A 21,390-nucleotide genomic window follows, 5' to 3' on the forward strand; every position below is an offset into this window, starting at 1 on the left:
CCATCCCGAATCTCACGGCGGTCAAACCGCTCGGCGCGTTCTACATGCTCGTCAACATTTCGAAGTTCGGTCTCAGCTCGACCAACTTCGCCGACCGCTTGCTCAGCAAAGCGGAGGTCGCCGTCGTCCCGGGCGTCGCCTTTGGCGACGACCAGACCGTGCGCCTCAGCTACGCGACCGACCTCGAGACCATCAAGACGGGGTTGGATCGCATCGAGCAGTTCTGCCGGACGATCTGAGTCCCTCGCAAAGTTTACCCACAACGGGCGGCCTCCTGGTCGCCCGTTTTGCTTCGGATCGGATCCGCCGTCTGCGAATCGGCGTCCAAGGCCAACCACGTCAGGATGATTTTTTGGCTGCCGCCGGCTTGATCTCCACAATGCACGTGCGCATGGGTTCGCCGCATTTGCTGCACACGCCTTCCATTTTGCTCGTGGTCAGGTATTGCGTGGCCGTCTTCGCACACATCGGACACGGATTGTTCCAGTGCTTGTGCGGCATCTGATAGACTCCCGGCTTGCCGCCGGGACTTGCTGAAGCCACCCACATCCAGCCGCAGCTGTGGCACATAGCGGCCGAGCGCTTCTGGCCGCTCACCATGGGTTGTTGCGATGTGACGCAGCCGGCCACCAGCGTCGCGGTAAGCGACAGGATAAGTAATGTCTGTTTCATACGAAATGTGACTTTACCCCTCTCGCTTACGCGCGCCATGGGGGCTCTGCCCCACCCGTGCTCACACGCGTGCGGAGCGCACCGACAACGACTGTTAAACGTTGAAACGGAACTCGATGACGTCGCCGTCCTGCACGACGTATTCTTTTCCTTCGATGCGGAGTTTGCCGGCTTCGCGGGCTTTGGCGTGGGAACCGAGTTTGACGAGGTCGTCGAAAGCGATGGTTTCCGCCGCGATAAAGCCGCGCTCGAAATCGCTGTGGATGACTCCGGCGGCCGCGGGGGCTTTGTCGCCGGCGCGAATGGTCCATGCGCGGGTTTCCTTCGGTCCGGTGGTGAGATAGGTGCGCAGCCCGAGAAGCGAATAGACTTTGCGGATGAGTTCACCGACGCCGCTTTCCTCGAGTCCGAGGCTTTGCAGATAGTCTTTCGCCTCTTCCGCCGAGAGATCGACGAGTTCGCTCTCGATCTGCGCGCTGATGACGCATGCCTCGGTGCCCATGTGCTCGGCGGCGTATTTGCGCACCGCGGCGACGTGCTTTCCGGCGGGGGAATCGGGCGAAAGATTGGCCAAGTCGCCTTCCTGCACGTTGCAGGCGAAGATGACGGGTTTGGAGCTGAGGAGAAAAAATCCCTTGAGCAGGGCGCGTTCCTCAGGAGCGAGTTCGAGGGTGATGGCCGGTTTTCCCGCGTTGAGGTGGGGAAGAACTTTTTCCATCAGCGCCAGCTCGGCTTTGGCCTGTGCGTCGCCTCCGCGCGCGTTTTTTGCCGTTTTGTCTTTGCGTTTCTCGAGCGAAGCGATGTCGGCGAGGATCAGTTCCGTGTTGATCACCTCGATGTCGCGCACGGGATCCATCGCGCCGGCAACATGGTGGATATCCTCGTTTTCGAAACAGCGCACGACTTGCACGATGGCATCGACCTCGCGGATGTGGCTTAGGAATTGGTTGCCGAGGCCTTCGCCTTGGCTGGCGCCTTTGACCAAGCCCGCGATATCGACGAACTCGATGGCCGTCGGAAGGATTTTTTCCGACTTGGAGAGCGCGGCGAGCGCGTCGAGACGTTTGTCCGGCACGGTGACGATGCCGACATTGGGCTCGATGGTGCAGAACGGGAAATTGGCCGCCTGCGCCTTGCGTGTGCGCGTGATGGCGTTGAAGAGGGTGGACTTGCCGACATTGGGCAACCCGACGATTCCGGCTTTGAGCATGGTCGCGCGAAGCTAGCGGCGCGCCGTCCTCGATGAAAGAAGATTGAAGAATCCCGCGCCGGGGCGGAACAATGCCGCATGGCCGATCTCGCCAAAGTCGTCGCGTATGCCAACCGCTATCTTCGCGTGGCCGAGGTCGAGGATTATCCCGGTGCGCACAACGGTCTGCAGGTGGAAAACAGCGGGAACGTGAAGCGTGTGCTGGCCGCGGTGGATTCCGGTTTGCCGGCGCTCGAAAAGGCCGCCTCATCCGGAACGGGGTCGCTACTCGTCGTGCATCACGGGTTGTTTTGGTCCGGCGTCCAGCCAGTGACCGGCGTTTTCCGCCGCAAGCTCGAGGTGATGCGCGAAGCGGATATGGCCCTCTATTCGGTCCACCTGCCGCTCGATGCTCACAATGCCGTCGGCAACAATGTGCTTCTTGCGAAGGCGCTCGGTTTGCGCGGATTGAAAATATTCCTCGGTTTCGGACGGGCGGGAGCGTTTTCCGGTTCGCTCGATTTGCTGGTGCGGAACGTGCACAAAGCGACGGGCCGCGAGCCCATGGTTTGCGCCGCAGGCCCTGCCAAACCGCGCAAAGTCGGGGTGATCACCGGGGGCGCGGGCGATATGGTGGACAAGGCCGCTGCGGCGGGGATCGACACATTCATCACGGGCGAGGGGCCGCAATGGAGCTGGGTGCGCGCGGAGGAGCTCGGGATCAACGTGATCTATGCCGGGCACTACGCGACGGAGACGTTCGGCGTGAAATCGTTGGCGGGACATCTGGCGGAAAAGTTCCGCGTGCCGTGCAAGTTTGTCGATCATCCGGTGCCCCTGTGATCCCGCGGAAATTTTTCACGCAGTCGCCGGTCGAGTGCGCACGGGCTCTGGTGGGTTGCGAGCTGGTTTGGGGGGCGTGCAGCGGGATTGTCGTCGAATGCGAAGCCTATGCCGCCACGGGCGATCCGGCGTGCCATACATTCACGCGTCCTTCGGCCCGTGAATTTGTTGCACGCCATCGCGCGGGGACGGCTTACGTGTATTTCAACTACGGCATGCATTGGATGTTCAACGTCCTGACCAAGGGCGAGGAGGAGGGATTTGTCCTCATTCGTGCGATCGAGCCGCGACGCGGTCTGCGCACCATGCAAAAGCGGCGCGGCGGAAAAACCGGGCGCGAGTTGACCGGCGGGCCGGCGCGTCTTGCGTCCGCGTTGGGCGTGACGGGCAGGCATCACGGGACGGACCTTTGCGCGATTTCGTCGCGGTGTTTCCGTCGCGGCGGGGAATTGGAGATCGTGGCCGATGGGCGTATCGGGATCTCGCGGGCCGCGGAGTTGCCTTGGCGGTTTTCGGCTCGGGACAATCCCTATGTAAGTGTCCCTCCCGGCAGAAAAAAACCAAGCCGCGGAGGTTAATCCACGGCTTGGTCGGAAAAAGGGTTATTCCCCCCTTGTAAGGCCGCTTACTTGCTGTAGCTGGCGGGAGCCGGAGCCGGCTTCGGTTTGCTGGCGCAGGCGCCGAGGCTGAGCGAAGCGGTCGCAACGGCGACGATGGCGATCACTTTGACGATGTTCATTCTTGGATTCACCCCCTTCTTTGCGGGTTTGCAGACTATGACTGTGCCATAGCGGGTGCGCGGGACAACGAAAATCATCCCCGCGGGGCGGGGTTTTTGCTTACCGGGGTCGGGAAACCGGAGGAACAATGCGAACCAATGACCCCTTGCGCACGAGGCGGTAAAGCTTGGCCATGTCCAGGTTGCGAAGGCGGACACAGCCGTGGCTGGCAGGACGCCCGATGAGGTGTTCCTGGTTTGTTCCGTGGATGTAGATGTAGCGCGCGAGGCTGTTGGCGTTGCTTTTTTCCAGTCCGTCGAGGGTCAGGATGCGTGTGAGCACGAGGTCGTCCTTGCCGCCGGGCTTGGCGCGCCGACCCGTGTTTTTGCGTGCGCGGAAAATTGTCCAGAGCGGTGCGGTGCCCCCGATTTTGCGAGCAATGCGGAATCGCCCCGTGGGTGTTTTCAGGCTTCCTTCCTTGTTCCCGAGGCCGAATTTCGACGTGGAAACGGAGAACGTCGCCACGGTTTTTCGTCCTTCGATCACCCGCAAGGTTTGCGTGCCCACATTGACGACGAGCGCGCGCGGTGACGGTGGCTGAGCTTTCTTGTTCGCCTCGCGGCGCCGGGGTGATAATTTCTCCATTTTCCTATGGGCAGGAACTATCATGTGGCTATCGCCGGTGCAACCGGCGCGGTGGGTGTCGAAATGATGCGGGTGTTGGAGCGCCGCAATTTTCCCGTCGGCAAGCTCACGCTGCTCGCCTCGGCGCGTTCGGCCGGCAAAAAACTCGATTTCAAGGGCGGCCCTGTCGAGGTTCGCGAACTCAATGCGGGCGCTTTCGACGGCGTGGACTTCGCCCTCTTCAGCGCCGGCGGGTCGATCTCTAAAGAATTCGCCCCGCATGCGGTCAAAGCCGGTGCCGTGGTGATCGACAATTCCTCGGCCTTCCGCATGGATCCCGACGTGCCTCTCGTGGTCCCGGAGATCAACGCCGATGCGGCGCGCAGGCACAAGGGCATCATCGCCAACCCGAATTGCACCACCGCGATCACGCTCATGGGGCTTTGGCCGCTGCATCAGGCGTTTGGCGTCAAGAGGCTCTGGGCCTCGAGTTACCAGGCCGTCTCCGGTTCCGGAGCCAAAGCCATCGAGGAATTGAAAATTCAGGTCGAGGCGCTGGCCCGCGGAGAGGAAGCTCCGCGCGCGGTGTATCCTTGGCAGATCGCGTTCAATGTCATCCCGCAAGTCGATGCGTTCTTGGATTCCGGTTACACGAAGGAAGAGATGAAGATGGAAAACGAGGGGCGCAAGATCATGGGCTTGCCGGATTTTCGTGCGTCGGTCACCTGCGTCCGCGTGCCGGTCTATCGCGCTCACAGCGTGGCGGTGAGCGCGGACTTCGAGCGTCCGGTATCGGTCGCTGCCGCGCGTGCCGCATTGAAAAAAGCGCCCGGCCTCCGCGTGGTGGACGAACCTTCGCGCCACGGCTATCCCGTGCCGCTGAATGTCGCGGGCAAGGATGACTGCGAAATCGGACGCTTGCGCATCGACTGTGCGATGGAGAACGGGTTGGCTTTCTGGATCTGCGGCGACCAACTCCTCAAGGGCGCTGCACTCAACGCGGTGCAAATCGCCGAAGTCTTGATTTGAGCCGGAGCGATGCGGAAACCCGGCGGGGTTTCTAAGGCCGGATTGCACGCCCGCTGTCTTTCGGCTTGCGGAAAAGCGCGATCATCACGCCTTGGATGACCAGTTCGTGCGCGGGTATGAGGTCCGGATATCCGGGATTTTCCGCGCGGAGGAACGGCCGTCGGTTGCGCACGAGGTAGCGTTTCAGCGTCGTCTCGCCGTCGATCAGCGCGGCGACGATGTTCCCGTGGTTCGGTTCGCGCAGTTCGAGCACGACGATGTCGCCGTCGAGGATGTGCGCGCCCGTCATGGAATCCCCGCGCACGCGCACGGCGAAAGTGCGCGCGGTGTGGGGGATGTCGAGCGAACCGAGGTCGGCGTAAACGCAGGCCTCCGCGCGCTGCTCGCGTGCGTCCGGGAATCCCGCCGGGATTTCGCCGAGAACGGGAATGCCCTCGACTTCGCGGCGTTCGTCGCCGGCCACGCGCAATGACCGCGCCGCACCGCGTTCACGCAGCAGCAGCTTTTTGCGCTCCAGCGCCCGGAGGTGCGAGGCGGCTGCGTTCGGGCTGGCGAATCCGAAATGCTTCTGGATTTCGCGAACCGTGGGAGGCATGCCGTGGCGCGTGCGGTGCCGCCGGACGTATTCGAGGACTTGGCGCTGGCGTGCTGTCAATAAACTGGACATGTGTCCAGTATCAAGGCGCAGCCATCCGCGGTCAAGGGCGCCGCGGGCACGAGCGGATTGCAAAGCGGAAGCGAAGAGGTTTTTCTTGCGTCATGACCAAAGCCCTCGCCGTGCGCCCCAAGGGGAAGCATCCGCTGCATGTCCTGCGGGAGTTGGAGGTCTGGCCGGCGGGGCCCGCCGTGCCGGGTGGGGGCGTCTTGCGCGAGCGGGTGCTGGCCGGCTTGCCGCGCATGCAAAGGGCGCAGGAGGCATGGAGCGTCGCCGGGTTGCGTTCGGACAAGGTTCTTCAGGAAATTTTCCACACCGAGGAAAAGATCGCACCCTCCGACGTTCCGCGCCTGTGTTGCGGTTTGCCCGGCATCGAGGGTTGCGTGCTGGCCCGCCGCCGCGAGGTTCTTTCGGTCTGGAATATGCCGCTGGATCTCGAGCAAGCGGCGCTTCTCGAGGCCGCATCCGGCGCCATGGACCGCGCGATGGATGCCCGCAGCGCGGGTTGGGGCGAGCCCCGCGGGATCACCCTGCACCTCGAGGTCGGCAATGCCAGCCTCCTCCGATGCGATGCGATGCAGCTTCTCGTGCTTCACGAAAAACGCGGGTTTGCTCCCGGTGTGCGGGAAAAACTGACCATGGCGCTCGGGGCCGTGGCCCGGTCGCTCAAGGCCGCGCCTTGATGCTCCTGCCCCGTTTACCGGAACCACTCTTCCGGCAGGCGCTCGGCCTTGGCACCGGGCATGCGGATGAGCGCGAGCGACTGGCGGCACGTCACGAGCACCTCGCTGTCCCCGGGGCGGACGATCTCGAAATTCACCCAGAAGCGCACGCGGCCCAACTCGCTCACGCCGCCGCGGACGGCCAGGCGGTCGCCGAGCTTTCCCGGCGAGCGGTAGTCGATCTCCGTGCGCAGGACGACGGGGTAAAGTCCCGTCTCCACCATGCTGCGCAGGGGCATGCCCATTTTTTCGGCCATGATCGTGCGCGCCTCCTCGATAAAGCGCAGGTAGGCGATGTTGTGCACGACGCCGGCGCAATCGGTGTCGTAGAACATCACCGTGACCTCGTGCTCGATGCGGGGCAGCCCGTTTTTCATGGTCCGGCGGCAGTCTGCACGGGGAAAATTTCCGGCCAAAGCAAATTCACGAGGATTTCCGGTTGCACCGCGGGGCAGATGGCCGTATTAGCGCGCTCGCGAAAATGAAAGATTGGGACGTTTCCTCGGCGCTGGCGCTCTACAATGTGGAGAGGTGGGGCGCGCCTTATTTCTCCGTCAATGCCCAAGGCCACGTGGTGGTGCGGCCGGACGGCGAGGCCGGCCACGAGATCGACATGATGGAATTGCTGGAAGAAGCGCGGTCGCGCGGGCTGGCGTTTCCCCTGACCCTGCGTTTCCAGGATCTGCTGCGCCATCGCGTCCGCACGGTCAACCAGGCTTTCGCCGAAGCCATCGCCGGCGCGGGCTACGGCAATGTTTACCGCGGTGTTTTCCCGATCAAAGTCAACCAGCTGCGCGAAGTGGTGGAGGAAATCGTCGAGGCGGGAGCCGAATTCCATTTCGGGCTGGAGGCGGGCAGCAAGCCCGAACTTCTCGCCGCGCTATCCATCCACACCGACCCCGAAAGCCTGATCATTTGCAACGGTTACAAGGATGCCGACTACGTCCGCACGGCGATGCTTGGCCGCAAGCTCGGCAAGCGCCTGGTCATGGTCGTGGAAAAAATCGAGGAACTCGGGCAGGTGCTGTCGATCGCCCGCGAGATGGGTGTCGAGCCGTGGATCGGGGCGCGCGTGCGCCTCGCGACAAAGGGTGCGGGCAAATGGGCGACCAGCGGCGGCGAGGATGCCAAATTCGGGTTGTCCACCGCGGAACTGGTCGGCGCGAGCGAGTTGCTCCACCGCGAAGGCATGGCGCATTGTCTCAAACTCGTCCATTTTCACGTCGGGTCGCAGATCCCCGATATCGGCACGATCAAGCGCGCGGTGCGCGAGGCGGCGAGGTTTTACGCCAAGCTGCAGAAGCTCGGGCACGAACTCGGCTACCTCGACGTCGGTGGCGGACTGGGTATCGACTACGACGGCTCGCGCACCACCTTCGACAGCTCGGTGAACTACACGCTCCACGAATACGCCCGCGACGTCGTGGCGGCAGTGCAGGAAGTCTGCGGTGAGGAAAAGGTCGCGCATCCGGTGCTCGTGAGCGAAAGCGGCCGCGCCATCGCGGCGCACCATTCCGTGCTCGTCGTCGAGGCCTTCGGGGCCATCGAGAAAGTTTCGCGCGGACCCGAGGTGGCCGCGCAACCGGGCGATCCGCCCGTGGTGCAGGACATCCTCGACATTTATTCCTCGCTCGGAAGCAAGCACCGCCTGGAAAGTCTCCATGACGCGCAGGAGATACGCGAGAAAGCCGACTCCATGTTTTCGCTCGGCCTGCTCGAGCTTCCCGCCAAGGCCAAGGTCGAGACCGTCTATTGGCGCATCGCCGCGAAGATCGTCGAACTCTTCCGCGGCATGCGCTACGTGCCCGAGGAAGTCAAAGACCTCGAAACGTCGCTCGGCGACCAGTTTCTCTGCAACTTCTCCGTCTTCCAGTCGCTGCTCGACCACTGGGCGCTGGGGCAGCTCTTTCCCGTCATGCCGCTCCACCGGCTCAAGGAGGCGCCGGACCGCCAGGCCACGCTGGTGGACATCACGTGCGACTCCGACGGCAAGGTCTCGCGCTTCATCGACCTGCAGGACGTCAAACCGACCCTGCCGCTGCATCATCCCGAGGAAGGCAAGCCGTATTACCTCGGGTTTTTTCTCGCCGGCGCCTACCAGGATATCATGGGCGACATGCACAATCTTTTCGGGCGGGTCAACGAGATGCACATCTTCCTCGATGAGGACGAGGACAGCGGCTACTACATCGAGGAAATCATCGGCGGCAACACCATCGGCAACGTCCTCGCGCTCACGCAGTGGGAAAAAAGCGAACTCACACGCCGTATGAAGGTGCAGGTCGATGCGGCGATCAAAGAAGACCGCCTCAAGCCCAACGAGGCCATGAGGCTCTTCAACGACTACGAAAAGGCGCTCGACGGCTACACTTATCTCAACTGCTTCCCCGCGCCGGCTGCGACCAACGGGTCGAACGGCGCAAGCTGACATTCTTTTATCGCGCGATTTCCCCGGCCTGTCTGCCGCTTGGGCAAACTTTCTGGCACGGCATTTGCTCCAGTGACGGGAATGCCGGGATTGTTCAACCGTTACCAGACCTCCGGTTTTTTCGACGAGGTATTCACCCCGACGTCGAGTCCCCGCCCGCATTACCGCGCTCTGCTTTCGCGTGTCGGCAGCTTGCAGCCATCCGAATACTCCGCGCTGCAAAATGCCGTGGATGCCGCCTTTCTCCGCATGGGAGTGACTTTCACCGTTTACGGTGACGAGCAGGGCACCGAGCGGATTTTCCCGTTCGACTTGATGCCGCGGATCATCCCGCACAGCGAATGGCAGCACATCGAGACGGGACTGATCCAGCGCATCACGGCTCTCAACCTTTTTCTCAACGATATCTACCACGGGCAGAAAATTCTCGCCGACAAGGTGGTGCCGGCCGAGTTGGTCGTGTCGGCGGCCCACTATCGTCCGGAATTCCGCGGGGTTCGCGTCCCCCGAGGTGTCTATATCCACATCTGCGGCACCGATCTCGTGCGCGATGACCGGGGCCGTTATTTCGTCCTCGAGGACAACGGGCGCTGCCCGTCCGGCGCGTCCTACATGCTCGAGAACCGGAATGCGATGAAGCGGGCGTTCCCGGCTCTCTTCCAGTCTTTGCCGGTCCGCCCGGTTGATTCCTACGGGACCATGTTGCGCGAAACCCTTGCGCACCTCGCGCCGCGGGGCGTGGCGGACCCGGTGATCGTTGTGCTCACACCCGGGGTGCACAATAGCGCCTACTTCGAACATTGTTATCTCGCGCGCCAGATGGGCGTGCCGATCGTCGAGGGGCGCGACCTCATCGTGCGAGGGGAACGCGTTTTCATGCGGACCACGAAAGGTCTGTGCCAGGTGCATGTCATTTATCGGCGTATCGACGATGATTTTCTGGATCCCTTGGTGTTTCGCCCCGACTCGATGCTGGGTGTTCCCGGTATCGCAAGCGCTTACCGGCGCGGCCACGTGGCATTGGCCAACGCCATCGGCACCGGAGTCGCCGACGACAAGGCTGTTTATGCCCTCGTCCCCAAAATCATCAAATATTACCTCGATCAGGATCCGATCCTGCCGAACGTGAAGACCTACTTGGGCGTCAACAAGCGCGACTGTTCGCACATGCTTGCGAATCTCGACAAACTCGTGGTCAAGGCGGTGAACGAGTCCGGTGGTTACGGGATGCTCATGGGTCCGAAAGCCTCGAAGAAGCAGCGCGAGGAATTTGCCGTTCGCATAAGGAAAAACCCGCGCAACTATATCGCACAGCCCGTCTTGAATCTCTCTCGTCACCCGGTTTTCGTGGGGCAAGGATTCGAAGGCCGGCATGTCGATCTGCGCCCGTATGTGCTCTACGGAGACCGCGTTCGCGTGGTTCCGGGAGGGCTCACACGCGTCGCGCTCAGAAAGGGTTCCCTTGTAGTGAACTCCTCGCAGGGAGGCGGCAGCAAGGACACTTGGGTGCTTTGGGATGACCAAAAAAACCAAGCTCTGGAGGATCGTTGACCATGCTCAGCCGTGTTGCCGACAGCATTTACTGGATGGCGCGTTATATGGAGCGCGCGGAAAACACAGCCAGGCTTCTTGTTTCAACCCGGGACCTGCTCTTGGACGCAGGATCCGAAGGCACCAGCCAAGAGCGGCTCTGGGGCGCGATCCTGTCCGCGACCGGCGATGAAGAGGGATACTTCGCGCTTTATCGCAGGATCAAGGGCCGCGACGTGGCATCGTATCTCACTCTCAGCCGGGAGAACCCGAACTCCATCGTCGGCAACGTCCAAGCCGCGCGCGAAAATGCGCGGACGGTGCGCGATCAGATTTCCGACGAGCTCTGGGAGTGCATCAACGGTTTGAAAATCTGGTTCGAGTCCGTCGCAGGCCGGGCAGAGAGTCGCAACCAGACAGTGGCTTTCCACGAACGCGTCCTGCTTGGCTGCTACCATTTCCAGGGCGTGGCCGCCTCCACCACACCGCGGGGTGAGTCGTGGCACTTCCTGCGTTTGGGGACCTGCCTTGAGCGGGCGGATCAAACGTCCAGATTGCTCGATACTTGCTCGGGTCTCTCCCGTGAGATGCCGCCGCATCCCGATGCGCAGCCGCTGCGCTGGGCCGCGCTCCTTCGCTCTTGCTCGGCTTGGCACGCCTTCCAGACGCGCAGCAGCAAGCTCGACCCTTGCAAGATTGCGGAATACTTGCTGCTCGACGAAACATTCCCCCGCTCCGTCGCATACTGCGTGCGGGAAGTGAAATCGGCTCTTCGATCTCTCTACGGCCACGAGATCCGCGGTGCTGCCATGCCCGATCCGGTGCGCCGCGCGGGACGCCTGCATGCGGACCTCGCTTACGCGGAGATCGGCGAAATCCTCGAGCGGGGATTGCATGATTACATCGACGACCTCCAGACACGCATGATCCGGATCGGCGACTCGATTTTCCGCGCCTTCGTCCTCTATGCCGATCTTACACCCGTCGGGGTTCCGGAGATGATTGCCGGACCGCTCAGCAATGTCTCCGGCGGAGACTTTGCGGAGCACCAGTCGCAACAGTAGGATCCCGCTTCACGCTGCCATGAGACTCAAGGTCTTTCACCGCACCAGCTACAGCTACCGCACTCCGGTGACCGACAGTTTCAACGAACTGCGCCTGCGGCCGGCCACGGAGGACAGGCATCGCCTCGAGTTCTTTTTGCTGCAGGTCAATCCTCCCGCGCAGTTGAGGCATTTCCGCGACAATTGGCTCAACTACGTGCACTATTTTGAGCTGCCGGAAGCGCATTCCTCGCTTGTCATAGAAGCGCAGTCGACTGTCAACACGACCAATCCGTATGCCGACGGATTGCCGACCGGCGCGAGCCTCGGCTCCCTCAAGCAGGGACTCGACGACATAATGGCGCCGTTCATCGGCGACAGCCGCTTTGTGGAGGTGTCCCCGGAAGCTTGGCGTCTGGGGATTGATATCCGCGACGGCCGCGATGATGTCTTCGAGATTGCAGAAAATGTCATGCACTACATTTTCCGAGAGTGGAGGTATGCGCCGAGCACTACCACCGCGGCCACACACATGAACGAAGTTCTGCAGAAGCGATGCGGCGTTTGCCAGGACTTCACGCACGTCATGATCGGTATCTGCCGTTCGCTCGGAATCCCTGCGCGCTATGTAAGCGGCTATCTCTACAACGGTCCGCAAGCCAATCTCCGGGGCGCCGAGGCGTCCCACGCATGGTGCGAGGTTTATATTCCCGGCCGCGGCTGGTATGGACTCGATCCGACCAATGACACCAGGGCGGACGAGCGGCATGTCAAAATCGCCACGGGCAGGGACTACCTCGATGCCGCGCCGGTAAGCGGCAACTTCAGCGGCCCACCCGGCGCGACGGCTGCTCTCGATGTCGAAGTCGAGGTGAGAATGGCGTGAGGGCCGGCCGACACGTTTCTTGCCGCTGCGAGGTCTTTGCTTTAAGACTCGTCGGTATCTTTGCCGGCTTTCCGCGGCATGATCCGGTCTCGATAACACACATCCTCGCATGAAAACCAAAGTTCCGCTGGTGGGAGTCGTGATGGGAAGCAAGTCCGACTGGGAAACGCTCAAGCATGCGTCGGACATTCTCGATCAGTTGGGGATCGGCCACGAAAACCGCGTGGTTTCCGCGCACCGCACGCCCGACGTGATGGCGGATTACGCCAAGGAGGCTGCCGGTCGCGGATTGCGCGTCATCATCGCGGGCGCGGGCGGTGCCGCCCATTTGCCGGGCATGATTGCCGCGCACACGGAATTGCCCGTGCTCGGCGTGCCGGTGCAAAGCCGTGCCTTGAGCGGTCTGGACTCGCTGCTTTCCATCGTGCAGATGCCGTCGGGGATTCCCGTCGGCACCCTGGCGATCGGCAATGCGGGGGCCGCGAACGCCGCGCTCCTCGCGGCGGCGATTCTCTCGCTCTCGGACGAAAAAATCCGGGCGTCTCTCCGCGAATACCGCGCCGCGCAGACCGCCGCGACGCGGGAGTCCGACACACTGCCGCAATGAGCCGCGTTTACGGCCCCGGAAGCAGGATCGGGGTGATGGGCGGCGGCCAGCTCGGCCGCATGTTTGCGATCGCCGCCCGCCGGATGGGTTATCGCATCCACATCTTCGTCCCCGAGACGGATTCCCCGGCCGGCCAAGTCGCGGATGTCGAGGTCTCGTGCGACTACGGCGACGAGCGGGCGGTGCGCGAATTCGCCCGCGGGGTGGATGTTGTCACCTTCGAGTTTGAAAATATCCCCTTGCAGACAATCCGCTGGGTGGAAGCCGAGTGCGAAGTGAGGCCCCGCGGCGAGGTCCTGCACATCACGCAGAACCGCATGCGCGAAAAAGAGTTTCTCGCGCAAAACGGTTTTCCTTTGCCGGTCTGGAGCGCGGTGACGACTGAATCGGACTTGAAATGCGCGCTCGAACGAACCGGGTATCCGGCCGTGCTCAAGACCGCATCTTTCGGTTACGACGGCAAAGGCCAAAGAAAGCTTCTGTCTCCGGAGGATCTCCACGGCCTGGATTTGTCCGGCGGACCGTTCGTTCTCGAGGCGTTCGTTCCTTTTGTCGCGGAAATCTCGGTTGTCGTGGCCCGCGGTGTCGATGGCCGGGCCGTGGCCTATCCGGTGTGCGAGAACGTCCACAGCCGCCACATTCTCGACGTGACGATCGTTCCGGCGAGAATCCCCGGCGATGTCGCGCGACGCGCGGCGGAACTTGCCGTGAATATCGCGCACCGTCTCGAATTGACCGGAGTGATGGCAGTCGAAATGTTCCTGATGGCGGACGGATCGATCCTCGTCAACGAGCTGGCGCCGCGTCCGCACAACTCGGGACATTTTTCATTCGACGCGTGCGTGACCGGACAGTTCGAGCAGCAACTCCGCGCGGTCTGCGGATTGCCCCTCGGTTCCACGGACCTCCTGCGGCCGTGCGCCATGGCCAACCTGCTGGGCGATTTGTGGGAGCGCGGGGAACCCGACTGGGCGGCTGCACTCGCCTCCGGCGACGTGAAGCTCCATCTTTACGGCAAAGCGGAGCCCAAGCCCGGGAGAAAAATGGGCCATCTCGTTGCTTTCGGAGCGACGCCCGATGACGCCGCTGATCGCGTCCGCGCGGCACGCGAGGCGCTTTGCGCCGCACGCTGAGGAGTAAGCGCCGCTAGAGCTTCGGGGCGATCATCGCCGCCAGGAGGCTTGCGGTCTGTTCGAAACCGAGCAGACCCGTGTTGAGCACAGCGTGGTAGAGGAGCGGATCGTCGATGTCGCGATCGAAATTCGACTTCACGTAGCGGCGGCGCCCCTCGTCATGTTCGCGCAGGTATTTGGCCGCGGCTTTGTCATCGAGGCCGAAATGCGACTTGAGGTGGGCGAGGCGAGTGCTTTCGGGGGCCACAAGACGGACGTGGATGCCGCCCTTGAGCTTGGCCGTGATGATGTTGCCTCCGCGTCCCACGATGATGCAGCGCCCGATGCGCGCGAGCTTCAGAACCGTGTCGCTCGTATGGTGGAAGATGGTCCACATCGAGGGGTGCAGTCCGAGTAGTTCGCCGACCAGCGCCTTGACGGTCGTGTCCTTGTCCTCGCTGACATGTGCGGCGATGGCTTGGGGAAGATCCTGATCCTCGAGAACTTTGGCGATGAGGTTCTTGTCGAAAACCGTCCATGGCTGCGCGTCTTTGGCGCCCCGGGCATCGAGTTTTTCCGCCAGCAGCTGCGCGATGGTTTCCGCCCCCGCCCCCGCTTGGCGCGATATCGTGACGAAGGGCGGATGGCTGCCGCCGGAAACGGAAGGGCGGTCCTTCTGGCTCAGAAAATAGGCGCGATATTTGGCGAATTGGTCGGTTGCTGGCATGACTTCAGACTAACAGGTTGCCTGCCGAATCCGGAAGAAGGGAATTGCCTCCCTTGACGCGGCATCGTTCCGATTTCGCCGGCAAGCGGGCACCGGCAAGACAAACACCTATTCTTCGCCGCCACCCTCGTCCCCGCCACCGTCATCCGCACCGCCATCATCTCCCCCTCCGTCTTCGGCGCCCGTGTCCTCGCCCGCATCGCCACCGTCAGCCCCGGCATCATCCATCCCGTCACCACCGGACTCTTCCGCAGATTCGTCGCCCGCGTCGTCGGATGGCTCATCGGCAGCTTCGCTATCGGCCTGTTCTCCACTGTCATCGGCAGACTCCATTGCTTCATCGCCGGCATCCTCGCCGCCGTCGGAGTCTGCGGTCTCCACAGCCTCCTCCTCGCCGCCGGTCTCACCTTCATCCGCCGTCATGGCCTCCTCTTCCTCGCCCTCGGCCACCTCCTCCTGCTGAGACTCCATTTCGTCGGAGGCTACCTCATCGGCCGGAATCTCGTTGCTCTCCTCAGCCACGGCATCTTCTTCGGCGTCGGTCATTTCGAACTCATTTTCGTCGAGGTAAGTTTCTTCCTCCGCGACCTCCTCGGCGGAAACCTCGACTGATTCCTCGTCGTAAACGGCCACATATTCCTCCACCGAACTCCATTCGTAAGTCGTCTCCTCGTAGTATGTCTCGTAGTTCCACGTCGAAGGAGCCGACTCGATCATCACCCACTCGTTGCGGCCGGCCGGCGGCATATAGTAAGAATAGCCCGCGATGAGTCCGCCGATCGTGGCGAGCAGATCCAGCGCGTCGGTGAATGCCGACACGGTGTTGCCCGACCTCGCGATGCGGGCCGATTGACCGCGAATTTTCTGCAGCCCGGCGCTCAGGGCGGGGTCCGATTTGTATTTCGCAGCCAAAGCCGCGATTTTCTTGTCGAGGGCGGATTGCTGGGCCTTGATCTTGGCGAACCTTGCTTTTTCGGCCGCGGTCAGCTCGCCGCCTTTGGAGCGGCGCGCAGCCAACGGCGAATAATTCGTCTGCAGTGCAATCACCGCGCCGCCGAGTTGCTTGGCGCCGGCGACGACGTCTTTGTTGTTGGATCCCGTCAAATCCCACGTGACCTGCATCTCCGAGACCGCCGCGCGGGCCTGATCGAGGGCTTTGAAAAACTTCGGGTCTTTCGCGGCCAAGCCCGCTTCCGCGTGGTCCAAGGCGTCGTTGATTTTCTTGAGGGAGAGGAGGAATGGTTTCGCGGAAGGATTCTTCGGCGACAACTTTTCGCCCGCATTGCGCGTTGCCTTCGTGGTGTAGGCCAGTGCTTTCTGTGCGCTGGTAAGCAAGGCGGCGGCATCCTGCTTGGCCACCGGTTTCGGCTTTGCATCGGCTGCCGTTGCAAGGTTCGGCCAAACCGGAAGACACAGGACGATGAAGGAAAAGCGCAGTGCGAGCGGGAGTTTCACTGCTGGAGAGCTACAGGTTTTGCAGATGTTAGCAACGACAAACCTCCCGCGTGGCTGCGAGCGTCAGACAGCGCGCAGATATGGCAGGACGTCCGCCTCAGCGCAGCAGAGCCAGCAGCGGGGCCGGATAGACGCCAAGCCAGATGATCAGCGCGCAGAGGAGGGCGATGACGAAACGCGCCGCCGGACCCGCTTCGATCGGGGCCGCATCGGGATCCGCGGGTTGCTGCCAATACATCGCCCGGACGACTTTCAAATAGTAGTAGAAGCCCGCGGCAACCGTAATGATGCCGAGGACCACGAGGATCCATTGCTGCTGCTCGACGGCGCACTCGAAGATGAAAAGTTTGCCGAGGAACCCGGCGGTGAGCGGGACGCCGGCGAGCGACATCATCGCGAGCAACATGGCGAATGCGAGGTGCGGTGCGCGCTGGTTGAGGCCGTTGAAGTCGGCGATGTCGTCGCCGCCCGTGGCGCGTGAAACGACCGTGAGAACCAAGAACGCCAGCATGGTCATGAGCAGGTAGGCTCCGAGGTAAAAAAGTATGGCGGTGCCGGCCAAAGGCGCGCCGATCGAGGCAACGCCGAGCAGAAGGTAGCCGGCGTGCCCGATGCTGGAGTAGGCCAGAAGGCGTTTGAGGTTCGACTGCGGTATGGCCGCGAGGTTGCCGAAGACCATGGTTGCACCGGCGAGTATCGCGACAAGCGGCAGGATTTTTTCCTGCAACAACGGGACAACAAGGAAAGTTTCGAGCACGCGGAGCAGGACGACGAAACCGGCTGCTTTCGATGCCACGGAAAGGAACGCGGCTACCGGCGTGGGTGCGCCTTGGTAAACGTCCGGCACCCAGAACTGGAATGGGGCGGCGGCGACCTTGAACCCGAGGGAAACCAGCACGAGGCCGAAGCCGAAAAGCAATGCGGGTGCGGCCGCCTGGTCGAGGGCGGGCAGCTTTTCCGCGATTGCGGCGAGGTTGGTCTCGCGCGTCACCCCGTAAATCCAGGTGATTCCATAGACGAGGAACCCCGTGGAGAGCGCCCCGAGGACGAGATACTTGGCTCCGGCCTCGAGGCTCGCGCTGTTCCGGCGCAAATAGGACACGAGCACGTAGAAGGTGATGGTGACCAATTCGAGCGAGACGAAAATGAGGACGAAGTCCGTGGCGGAAGCCATCCACATCAGGCCGGCGCACGCGAACACCGGCAGCGCGTAGAACTCGCCGAGTCCGGCTCCGCGCCGTTCCGCGGGAAGTCCCGCTTCCACCGCCGGCGCGAATTCCACCGCCATCACCAGCACGATGATCGTCGAAACGATGGCGAACTGCTTGAGGAAAACGGCGAGGGAGTCGGCCGTGTAGAATCTGGCGTAAGGCGCGGCAGGATCCAGCGCGGAGGCATCGGCGAAAAAGGTCGCCGCGAGGATACCGAGCAAACCGGCGATGCCCGCGAAGGCGATTCCGCGTTTCGTCCCGGGTCCGGCGAACGCCTCGGCCATCAGCAGAAAAATGCCGAGGACAACGGCGGAAACTTCGAGGTAGAGCGGGTTCACGGCAGGAATGCGAAGACCGGGTTGAGGTAATCGAGCAGGAGTCCCGGACGGAATCCGGTGAGCAAGAGGACCGCGACAAGCAGCGTCACCGCCCAACGCACGTCCGACGATGCGTCGGTGATGCCATCAACCACCGCCGGACCGCGCGCACCCCAGAAGATCCGGCGGTAAGCGCGCAGCATGTAGACCGCGGAGATCACCACGCCCCACAGGGCGATGGCGGTGCAAGTTTGGAACCAATCGAAGCTGCCGACGGTGCCGCGGGCGAAGGCTCCGAAGAAAATGAGGATCTCGCCGGCGAAAGTGGCGAATCCCGGCAGACCCACGGAAGCCATGGCGGCGAAGCCGAAAAGCAGGCCGAGTCGCGGCGCGGCACCGCCGAACCCGCCGAGCGCCGCGTATTCCAATGTCCCCGTCTTGCGCGAGATTTCGCCGCACAGGGCGAAGAGCGCGGCGATGGTGAGGCCGTGCGCGAACATCATGAGCGACATGCCGTCGAGCCCGAGTTGGTTGAGCGCGACAAAGCCGAGAAACGCGTAGCCCATGTGCATCACGCTCGAGTAGCCGAGTGTGAGGTCGAGACGCTTCTGGGCGATGGTCACGAAGCCGACGTAAATGATGTTGCCGAGGAGCAGGACGAGCAGCAGGTGGGAGAATTGTTGGATTTCTTCGGGGAAGATCGGGACGGCGAGCCGAAGAAGGCCGTAGAGGCCGAATTTCTTCAGCACGCCCGCATGCAGCATCGCCGCGGGGGCGGGAGCCGACGCGTAGGCTTCGGGTGCCCACGTGTGGAACGGGAACAGCGCGATGAGAATGCCGAAACCGAATAGCAACAGCAGGTAAACCGCCGGCCCGGGAGACAGGAGTCCCATGTAGCCGAGTTGCTGCAGCAAGCGGATGTCGAATGTGCGCAGATTCTCCGGCACGGCCAGCCAGAGACCGATCAGCCCGAGCAGGAGGATAAAGCTGCCGAAAGCGAGGTAGATGGTGACTTTCCACGCGACCCGTTGTCGTTCGCCCGAACCCCAGATGCCGATGAGCAGGAATGTGGGGATGAGCGCCAGCTCGTGGAAGGCGTAGAAAAAGAAGAGGTCGATCGAGGCGAAGGCGCCGATCGCCCCCGCCGAGATGAAGAGCAGGCACGCGTAAAACATTCCCGCGTGCTTGTCGATCCGCGGCGTGACCCATACCGCGGCGAAAGTCACCAACGTCGCGAGCAGAAGCATTACCAAGCTGAGCCCGTCAGCACCGAGAGCCAGACGGATCCCGTGAGCGGGAAGCAGATCGTTTTCCCCGACCAATTGGAACCCGCCGATGCCGGGGTCGTAGCGCGTGAGCAGGTAAAGGCTCAAGACGAGATTGGCGCCCGCGCCGAACAGAGAAATGCGCCGCGGGGACGATCCGGCCATGCAAAACGCCGCCGTGACGACCGGAATCAGGATCAGCGACAGCAGGGGACTCATCATCGGAAAACAAGCAGGTAGAGAACCAGCAGGACGCCGGCACTCAAGAAAAACGCGTAGGCTTGCAGATTGCCCGGTTGAAGGAGCCGCATCACGTAGCCGGCAGCCCATACCGTGCGCGCCGCCCCGGTGACGATCAGGCCGTCAACGATCCAGCGGTCGAACCACGAGCCGAGCACGGCGAGTCCGCCTTGCACTTTGGCCACGAGCCAATCGTAGAGATTGTCGATGTAAAGCCGGTTTGCGAAGAACGGGATGCGCACCGGATCTTTCGCCGGCCCGCGGGCGTAAAGCGCCGCGGCAAGCAGGAATCCGCCGCCCAGCGCGGCCAGCAGGGCGTAGTGGACGATGTGGGGCACTTCGCCGTGGGGCAACTTGAAGAAATGCCCGGCCACCGACGGATATCCCGCGGCGATCGAGGGAATGGCGAGAAGCAGGAGCGGGACGGTCATCACCGCCGGCGATTGCTTGGCGTGCTCCGCGTGGTCCGATCGCACCTTGCCCATGAACACCACGAAGAAAAGGCGGAACATGTAGAACGAGGTCAGCAGCGCGGCGCCGACCGTGATCCAGAACACGGCGCTGTTCGCCCCGTGCGCATAGGCCACGATCAGGTCCTTGCTGTAGTAGCCGCTGAAGCCCGGTGCGCCCGCCAGCGCGAGTGTTCCGGCGACGAGGCACAGCGCCGTCAGCGGCATGCGTCCGAGCAAACCGCCCATTTTCCAGATGTCCTGCTCGTGGTGCAGGGCGATGATCACCGATCCCGCGCAAAGGAAGAGCATGCACTTGAAGAACGCATGGGTGAAGAGGTGGAACATGGCCACGTCGTTCACCGGGGACACGGCGATGCCGACCACCATGTAGCCGAGTTGCGAGATGGTGGAGTAGGCGAGGATGCGTTTGATGTCATCCTGCTGCGTGGCCATCAGGCCCGCGGCGAAGCAGGTGATCGCGCCGACCCACATGATGACTTCGCGGACGATCTCCGGCGCGGCGAGCAGGATCGGGAAGATGCGCGCGAGCATGTAAACACCGGCGGCGACCATCGTCGCGGCATGGAGCAGGGACGACACGGGCGTCGGGCCTTCCATCGAGTTGGGCAGCCAGACATGCAGCGGCATTTGCGCCGATTTTCCGATGGTTCCGCAGAAAACAAGAAGGCACGCGGCCGCGAGATAGGCCGGATGCAATGTCACCGAGGGCAAGGCCTCCTCGATGCCGGAAAACACAACCGACCCGGTGGCCAGCCAGAGCATGAGGATGCCGAGCATGAAGCCGAAATCGCCCACGCGGTTGACCAGGAACGCCTGCTTGGCCGCATCCGCCGCGGAATCCTTGCGGAAATAATGCCCGATGAGCAGATAGGAACTCACGCCGACCAGCTCCCAGAAAATGAACATCATGACGAAATTGCCGGCCAGCACGATGCCGAGCATGGAAAAGAGAAACAGGCACAGCGACGCGTAGTAGCGCGGGATTCCCTCGTCGCCCCGCATGTAGCCCGCGGAGTAAATGAAGACGAGGGTGGCAATCGTGGTGACGACGACGAGCATCACGCGGCTGAGATTGTCGGTGACAAGGGCGATCGGGACGGAAAAAACACCGGGAATTTCGAGCCACGGGATCTGCGCGGACACCTCGAGCGCGGGGCCGAGGAAAATCTTCCAGCTCAGGAAGCAGGCGAGGCCCGAGGCGAGGATGCCGACCGCTCCGGCCGCCACATTGGCGCGCGGAAGCAGGAAAAGAATCAGCGCCGACGCGGCGAGCGGCGCGAAGAGGATGAGCCAGGGAAAAAGTTGCGGATCCATCGCGGCGTCAGAATTTCATCGTGTCGAGGTCTTCGACGTGCGTGGTTTGGCGGAGGCGGTAGAGCGCGACGATGATGGCGAGTCCGACGGCGACCTCGGCCGCGGCGACCGTGATGATGAAAAACACGAGGACCTGCGCGTTGTAGTCGGGCAGCCCGAACGCCGTGGTGCCGTGGCGCGCGAAGGCGACGAGCGAGAGGTTGGCCGCGTTGAGCATGAGTTCGAGGCCCATGAAAATGACCAGCAGATTGCGGCGCAGCAGCACGCCGGCCACCCCCACGGCGAAGAGGAGTCCGCTGATGATGAGATAATCGCCGAGGGTGGGCATG

The 21,390-nt window shown here is 62.5% G+C and carries 22 protein-coding genes; 11 read left to right on the forward strand and 11 right to left on the reverse strand.

The genetic code is table 11. The features are described from left to right. On the forward strand, positions 1–239 hold a 239-nt coding region (locus tag FGM15_09005), incomplete at its 5' end, for an aspartate aminotransferase (GenBank protein MBU3665995.1). Between the two features lie 100 nt (positions 240–339). On the opposite strand, the gene FGM15_09010 is transcribed toward FGM15_09005, so the two are convergent. Together FGM15_09010 and ychF are read right to left on the reverse strand one after the other, a co-directional pair. Then, entirely contained in the window at positions 340–672 is a 333-nt protein-coding gene (locus FGM15_09010; GenBank protein ID MBU3665996.1) for a hypothetical protein, read from the reverse strand. A 94-nt stretch (positions 673–766) separates the two neighbouring features. Continuing rightward, a complete protein-coding gene (gene ychF / locus FGM15_09015; GenBank protein MBU3665997.1) occupies positions 767–1,882 on the reverse strand; it encodes a redox-regulated ATPase YchF in 1,116 nt (371 codons plus the stop codon). Between the two features lie 78 nt (positions 1,883–1,960). On the opposite strand from ychF, the gene FGM15_09020 reads away from it, so the two are divergent. Together FGM15_09020 and FGM15_09025 are read left to right on the forward strand one after the other, a co-directional pair. Continuing rightward, positions 1,961–2,704, forward strand: coding sequence for a Nif3-like dinuclear metal center hexameric protein (locus FGM15_09020; protein ID MBU3665998.1), 744 nt, complete (start codon positions 1,961–1,963; stop codon positions 2,702–2,704). After that, complete coding sequence (locus FGM15_09025) at positions 2,551–3,282, forward strand: DNA-3-methyladenine glycosylase (GenBank protein MBU3665999.1); 732 nt, start codon at positions 2,551–2,553, stop codon at positions 3,280–3,282. Before FGM15_09020 ends, FGM15_09025 begins: the two co-directional genes overlap by 154 nt. A 261-nt stretch (positions 3,283–3,543) precedes the next feature. Here the strand turns inward: FGM15_09025 and FGM15_09030 are convergent, their stop codons facing one another. After that, positions 3,544–4,068, reverse strand: coding sequence for a L,D-transpeptidase (locus FGM15_09030; GenBank protein MBU3666000.1), 525 nt, complete (start codon positions 4,066–4,068; stop codon positions 3,544–3,546). A 6-nt stretch (positions 4,069–4,074) separates the two neighbouring features. Here FGM15_09030 and FGM15_09035 point away from each other — a divergent pair, with 6 nt between their 5' ends. Beyond that, positions 4,075–5,076, forward strand: a complete 1,002-nt coding sequence (locus tag FGM15_09035) for an aspartate-semialdehyde dehydrogenase (protein MBU3666001.1) — start codon at positions 4,075–4,077, stop codon at positions 5,074–5,076. A gap of 31 nt (positions 5,077–5,107) precedes the next feature. On the opposite strand, the gene lexA is transcribed toward FGM15_09035, so the two are convergent. Continuing rightward, entirely contained in the window at positions 5,108–5,743 is a 636-nt protein-coding gene (gene lexA / locus FGM15_09040; GenBank protein ID MBU3666002.1) for a repressor LexA, read from the reverse strand. 92 nt (positions 5,744–5,835) lie between these two features. Between lexA and FGM15_09045 the strand changes: the two genes are divergently transcribed. Then, positions 5,836–6,414 carry a hypothetical protein gene (locus FGM15_09045; GenBank protein ID MBU3666003.1) on the forward strand — a complete coding sequence of 193 codons (579 nt, stop codon included), beginning with the start codon at positions 5,836–5,838 and terminating at the stop codon, positions 6,412–6,414. 14 nt (positions 6,415–6,428) lie between these two features. Here the strand turns inward: FGM15_09045 and FGM15_09050 are convergent, their stop codons facing one another. Further along, positions 6,429–6,788: an acyl-CoA thioesterase gene (locus tag FGM15_09050; protein ID MBU3666004.1), complete on the reverse strand. Its 360-nt coding sequence runs from the start codon at positions 6,786–6,788 to the stop codon at positions 6,429–6,431. A gap of 146 nt (positions 6,789–6,934) precedes the next feature. Between FGM15_09050 and speA the strand changes: the two genes are divergently transcribed. The 6 genes from speA (at position 6,935) to FGM15_09080 (ending at position 14,080) form a co-directional block, all read left to right on the forward strand. Then, the gene (gene speA / locus FGM15_09055; protein ID MBU3666005.1) at positions 6,935–8,881 is read left to right on the forward strand and encodes a biosynthetic arginine decarboxylase; all 1,947 of its coding nucleotides are present in this window, start codon (positions 6,935–6,937) and stop codon (positions 8,879–8,881) included. Between the two features lie 81 nt (positions 8,882–8,962). Continuing rightward, complete coding sequence (locus tag FGM15_09060) at positions 8,963–10,432, forward strand: circularly permuted type 2 ATP-grasp protein (GenBank protein ID MBU3666006.1); 1,470 nt, start codon at positions 8,963–8,965, stop codon at positions 10,430–10,432. A 2-nt stretch (positions 10,433–10,434) separates the two neighbouring features. Next, complete coding sequence (locus FGM15_09065) at positions 10,435–11,475, forward strand: alpha-E domain-containing protein (protein MBU3666007.1); 1,041 nt, start codon at positions 10,435–10,437, stop codon at positions 11,473–11,475. Next, positions 11,432–12,340, forward strand: coding sequence for a transglutaminase family protein (locus FGM15_09070; GenBank protein ID MBU3666008.1), 909 nt, complete (start codon positions 11,432–11,434; stop codon positions 12,338–12,340). The genes FGM15_09065 and FGM15_09070 overlap by 44 nt, the downstream gene beginning before the upstream one ends. Before the next feature lie 109 nt (positions 12,341–12,449). Beyond that, on the forward strand, positions 12,450–12,947 hold the full coding sequence (gene purE, locus FGM15_09075) for a 5-(carboxyamino)imidazole ribonucleotide mutase (protein MBU3666009.1): 498 nt from the start codon (positions 12,450–12,452) through the stop codon (positions 12,945–12,947). After that, positions 12,944–14,080, forward strand: a complete 1,137-nt coding sequence (locus FGM15_09080; protein MBU3666010.1) for a 5-(carboxyamino)imidazole ribonucleotide synthase — start codon at positions 12,944–12,946, stop codon at positions 14,078–14,080. Before purE ends, FGM15_09080 begins: the two co-directional genes overlap by 4 nt. Before the next feature lie 13 nt (positions 14,081–14,093). Here FGM15_09080 and FGM15_09085 read toward each other — a convergent pair whose 3' ends face one another. The 6 genes from FGM15_09085 to nuoK form a co-directional block, all read right to left on the reverse strand. Next, positions 14,094–14,786: a cytidylate kinase-like family protein gene (locus FGM15_09085; protein ID MBU3666011.1), complete on the reverse strand. Its 693-nt coding sequence runs from the start codon at positions 14,784–14,786 to the stop codon at positions 14,094–14,096. Positions 14,787–14,894: 108 nt separating this feature from the next. After that, positions 14,895–16,241: a hypothetical protein gene (locus FGM15_09090; GenBank protein ID MBU3666012.1), complete on the reverse strand. Its 1,347-nt coding sequence runs from the start codon at positions 16,239–16,241 to the stop codon at positions 14,895–14,897. 97 nt (positions 16,242–16,338) lie between these two features. Then, entirely contained in the window at positions 16,339–17,736 is a 1,398-nt protein-coding gene (locus FGM15_09095) for an NADH-quinone oxidoreductase subunit N (GenBank protein ID MBU3666013.1), read from the reverse strand. Between the two features lie 50 nt (positions 17,737–17,786). Further along, positions 17,787–19,253, reverse strand: coding sequence for an NADH-quinone oxidoreductase subunit M (locus tag FGM15_09100; protein MBU3666014.1), 1,467 nt, complete (start codon positions 19,251–19,253; stop codon positions 17,787–17,789). Then, a complete protein-coding gene (gene nuoL, locus FGM15_09105) occupies positions 19,253–21,061 on the reverse strand; it encodes an NADH-quinone oxidoreductase subunit L (GenBank protein MBU3666015.1) in 1,809 nt (602 codons plus the stop codon). Before nuoL ends, FGM15_09100 begins: the two co-directional genes overlap by 1 nt. Before the next feature lie 7 nt (positions 21,062–21,068). After that, on the reverse strand, positions 21,069–21,389 hold the full coding sequence (gene nuoK / locus FGM15_09110) for an NADH-quinone oxidoreductase subunit NuoK (GenBank protein ID MBU3666016.1): 321 nt from the start codon (positions 21,387–21,389) through the stop codon (positions 21,069–21,071). Between the last annotated feature and the right edge of the window lies 1 nt (position 21,390).

It is taken from the genome of Chthoniobacterales bacterium (assembly GCA_018883245.1).
Lineage (GTDB): Bacteria > Verrucomicrobiota > Verrucomicrobiia > Chthoniobacterales > JACTMZ01 > JACTMZ01.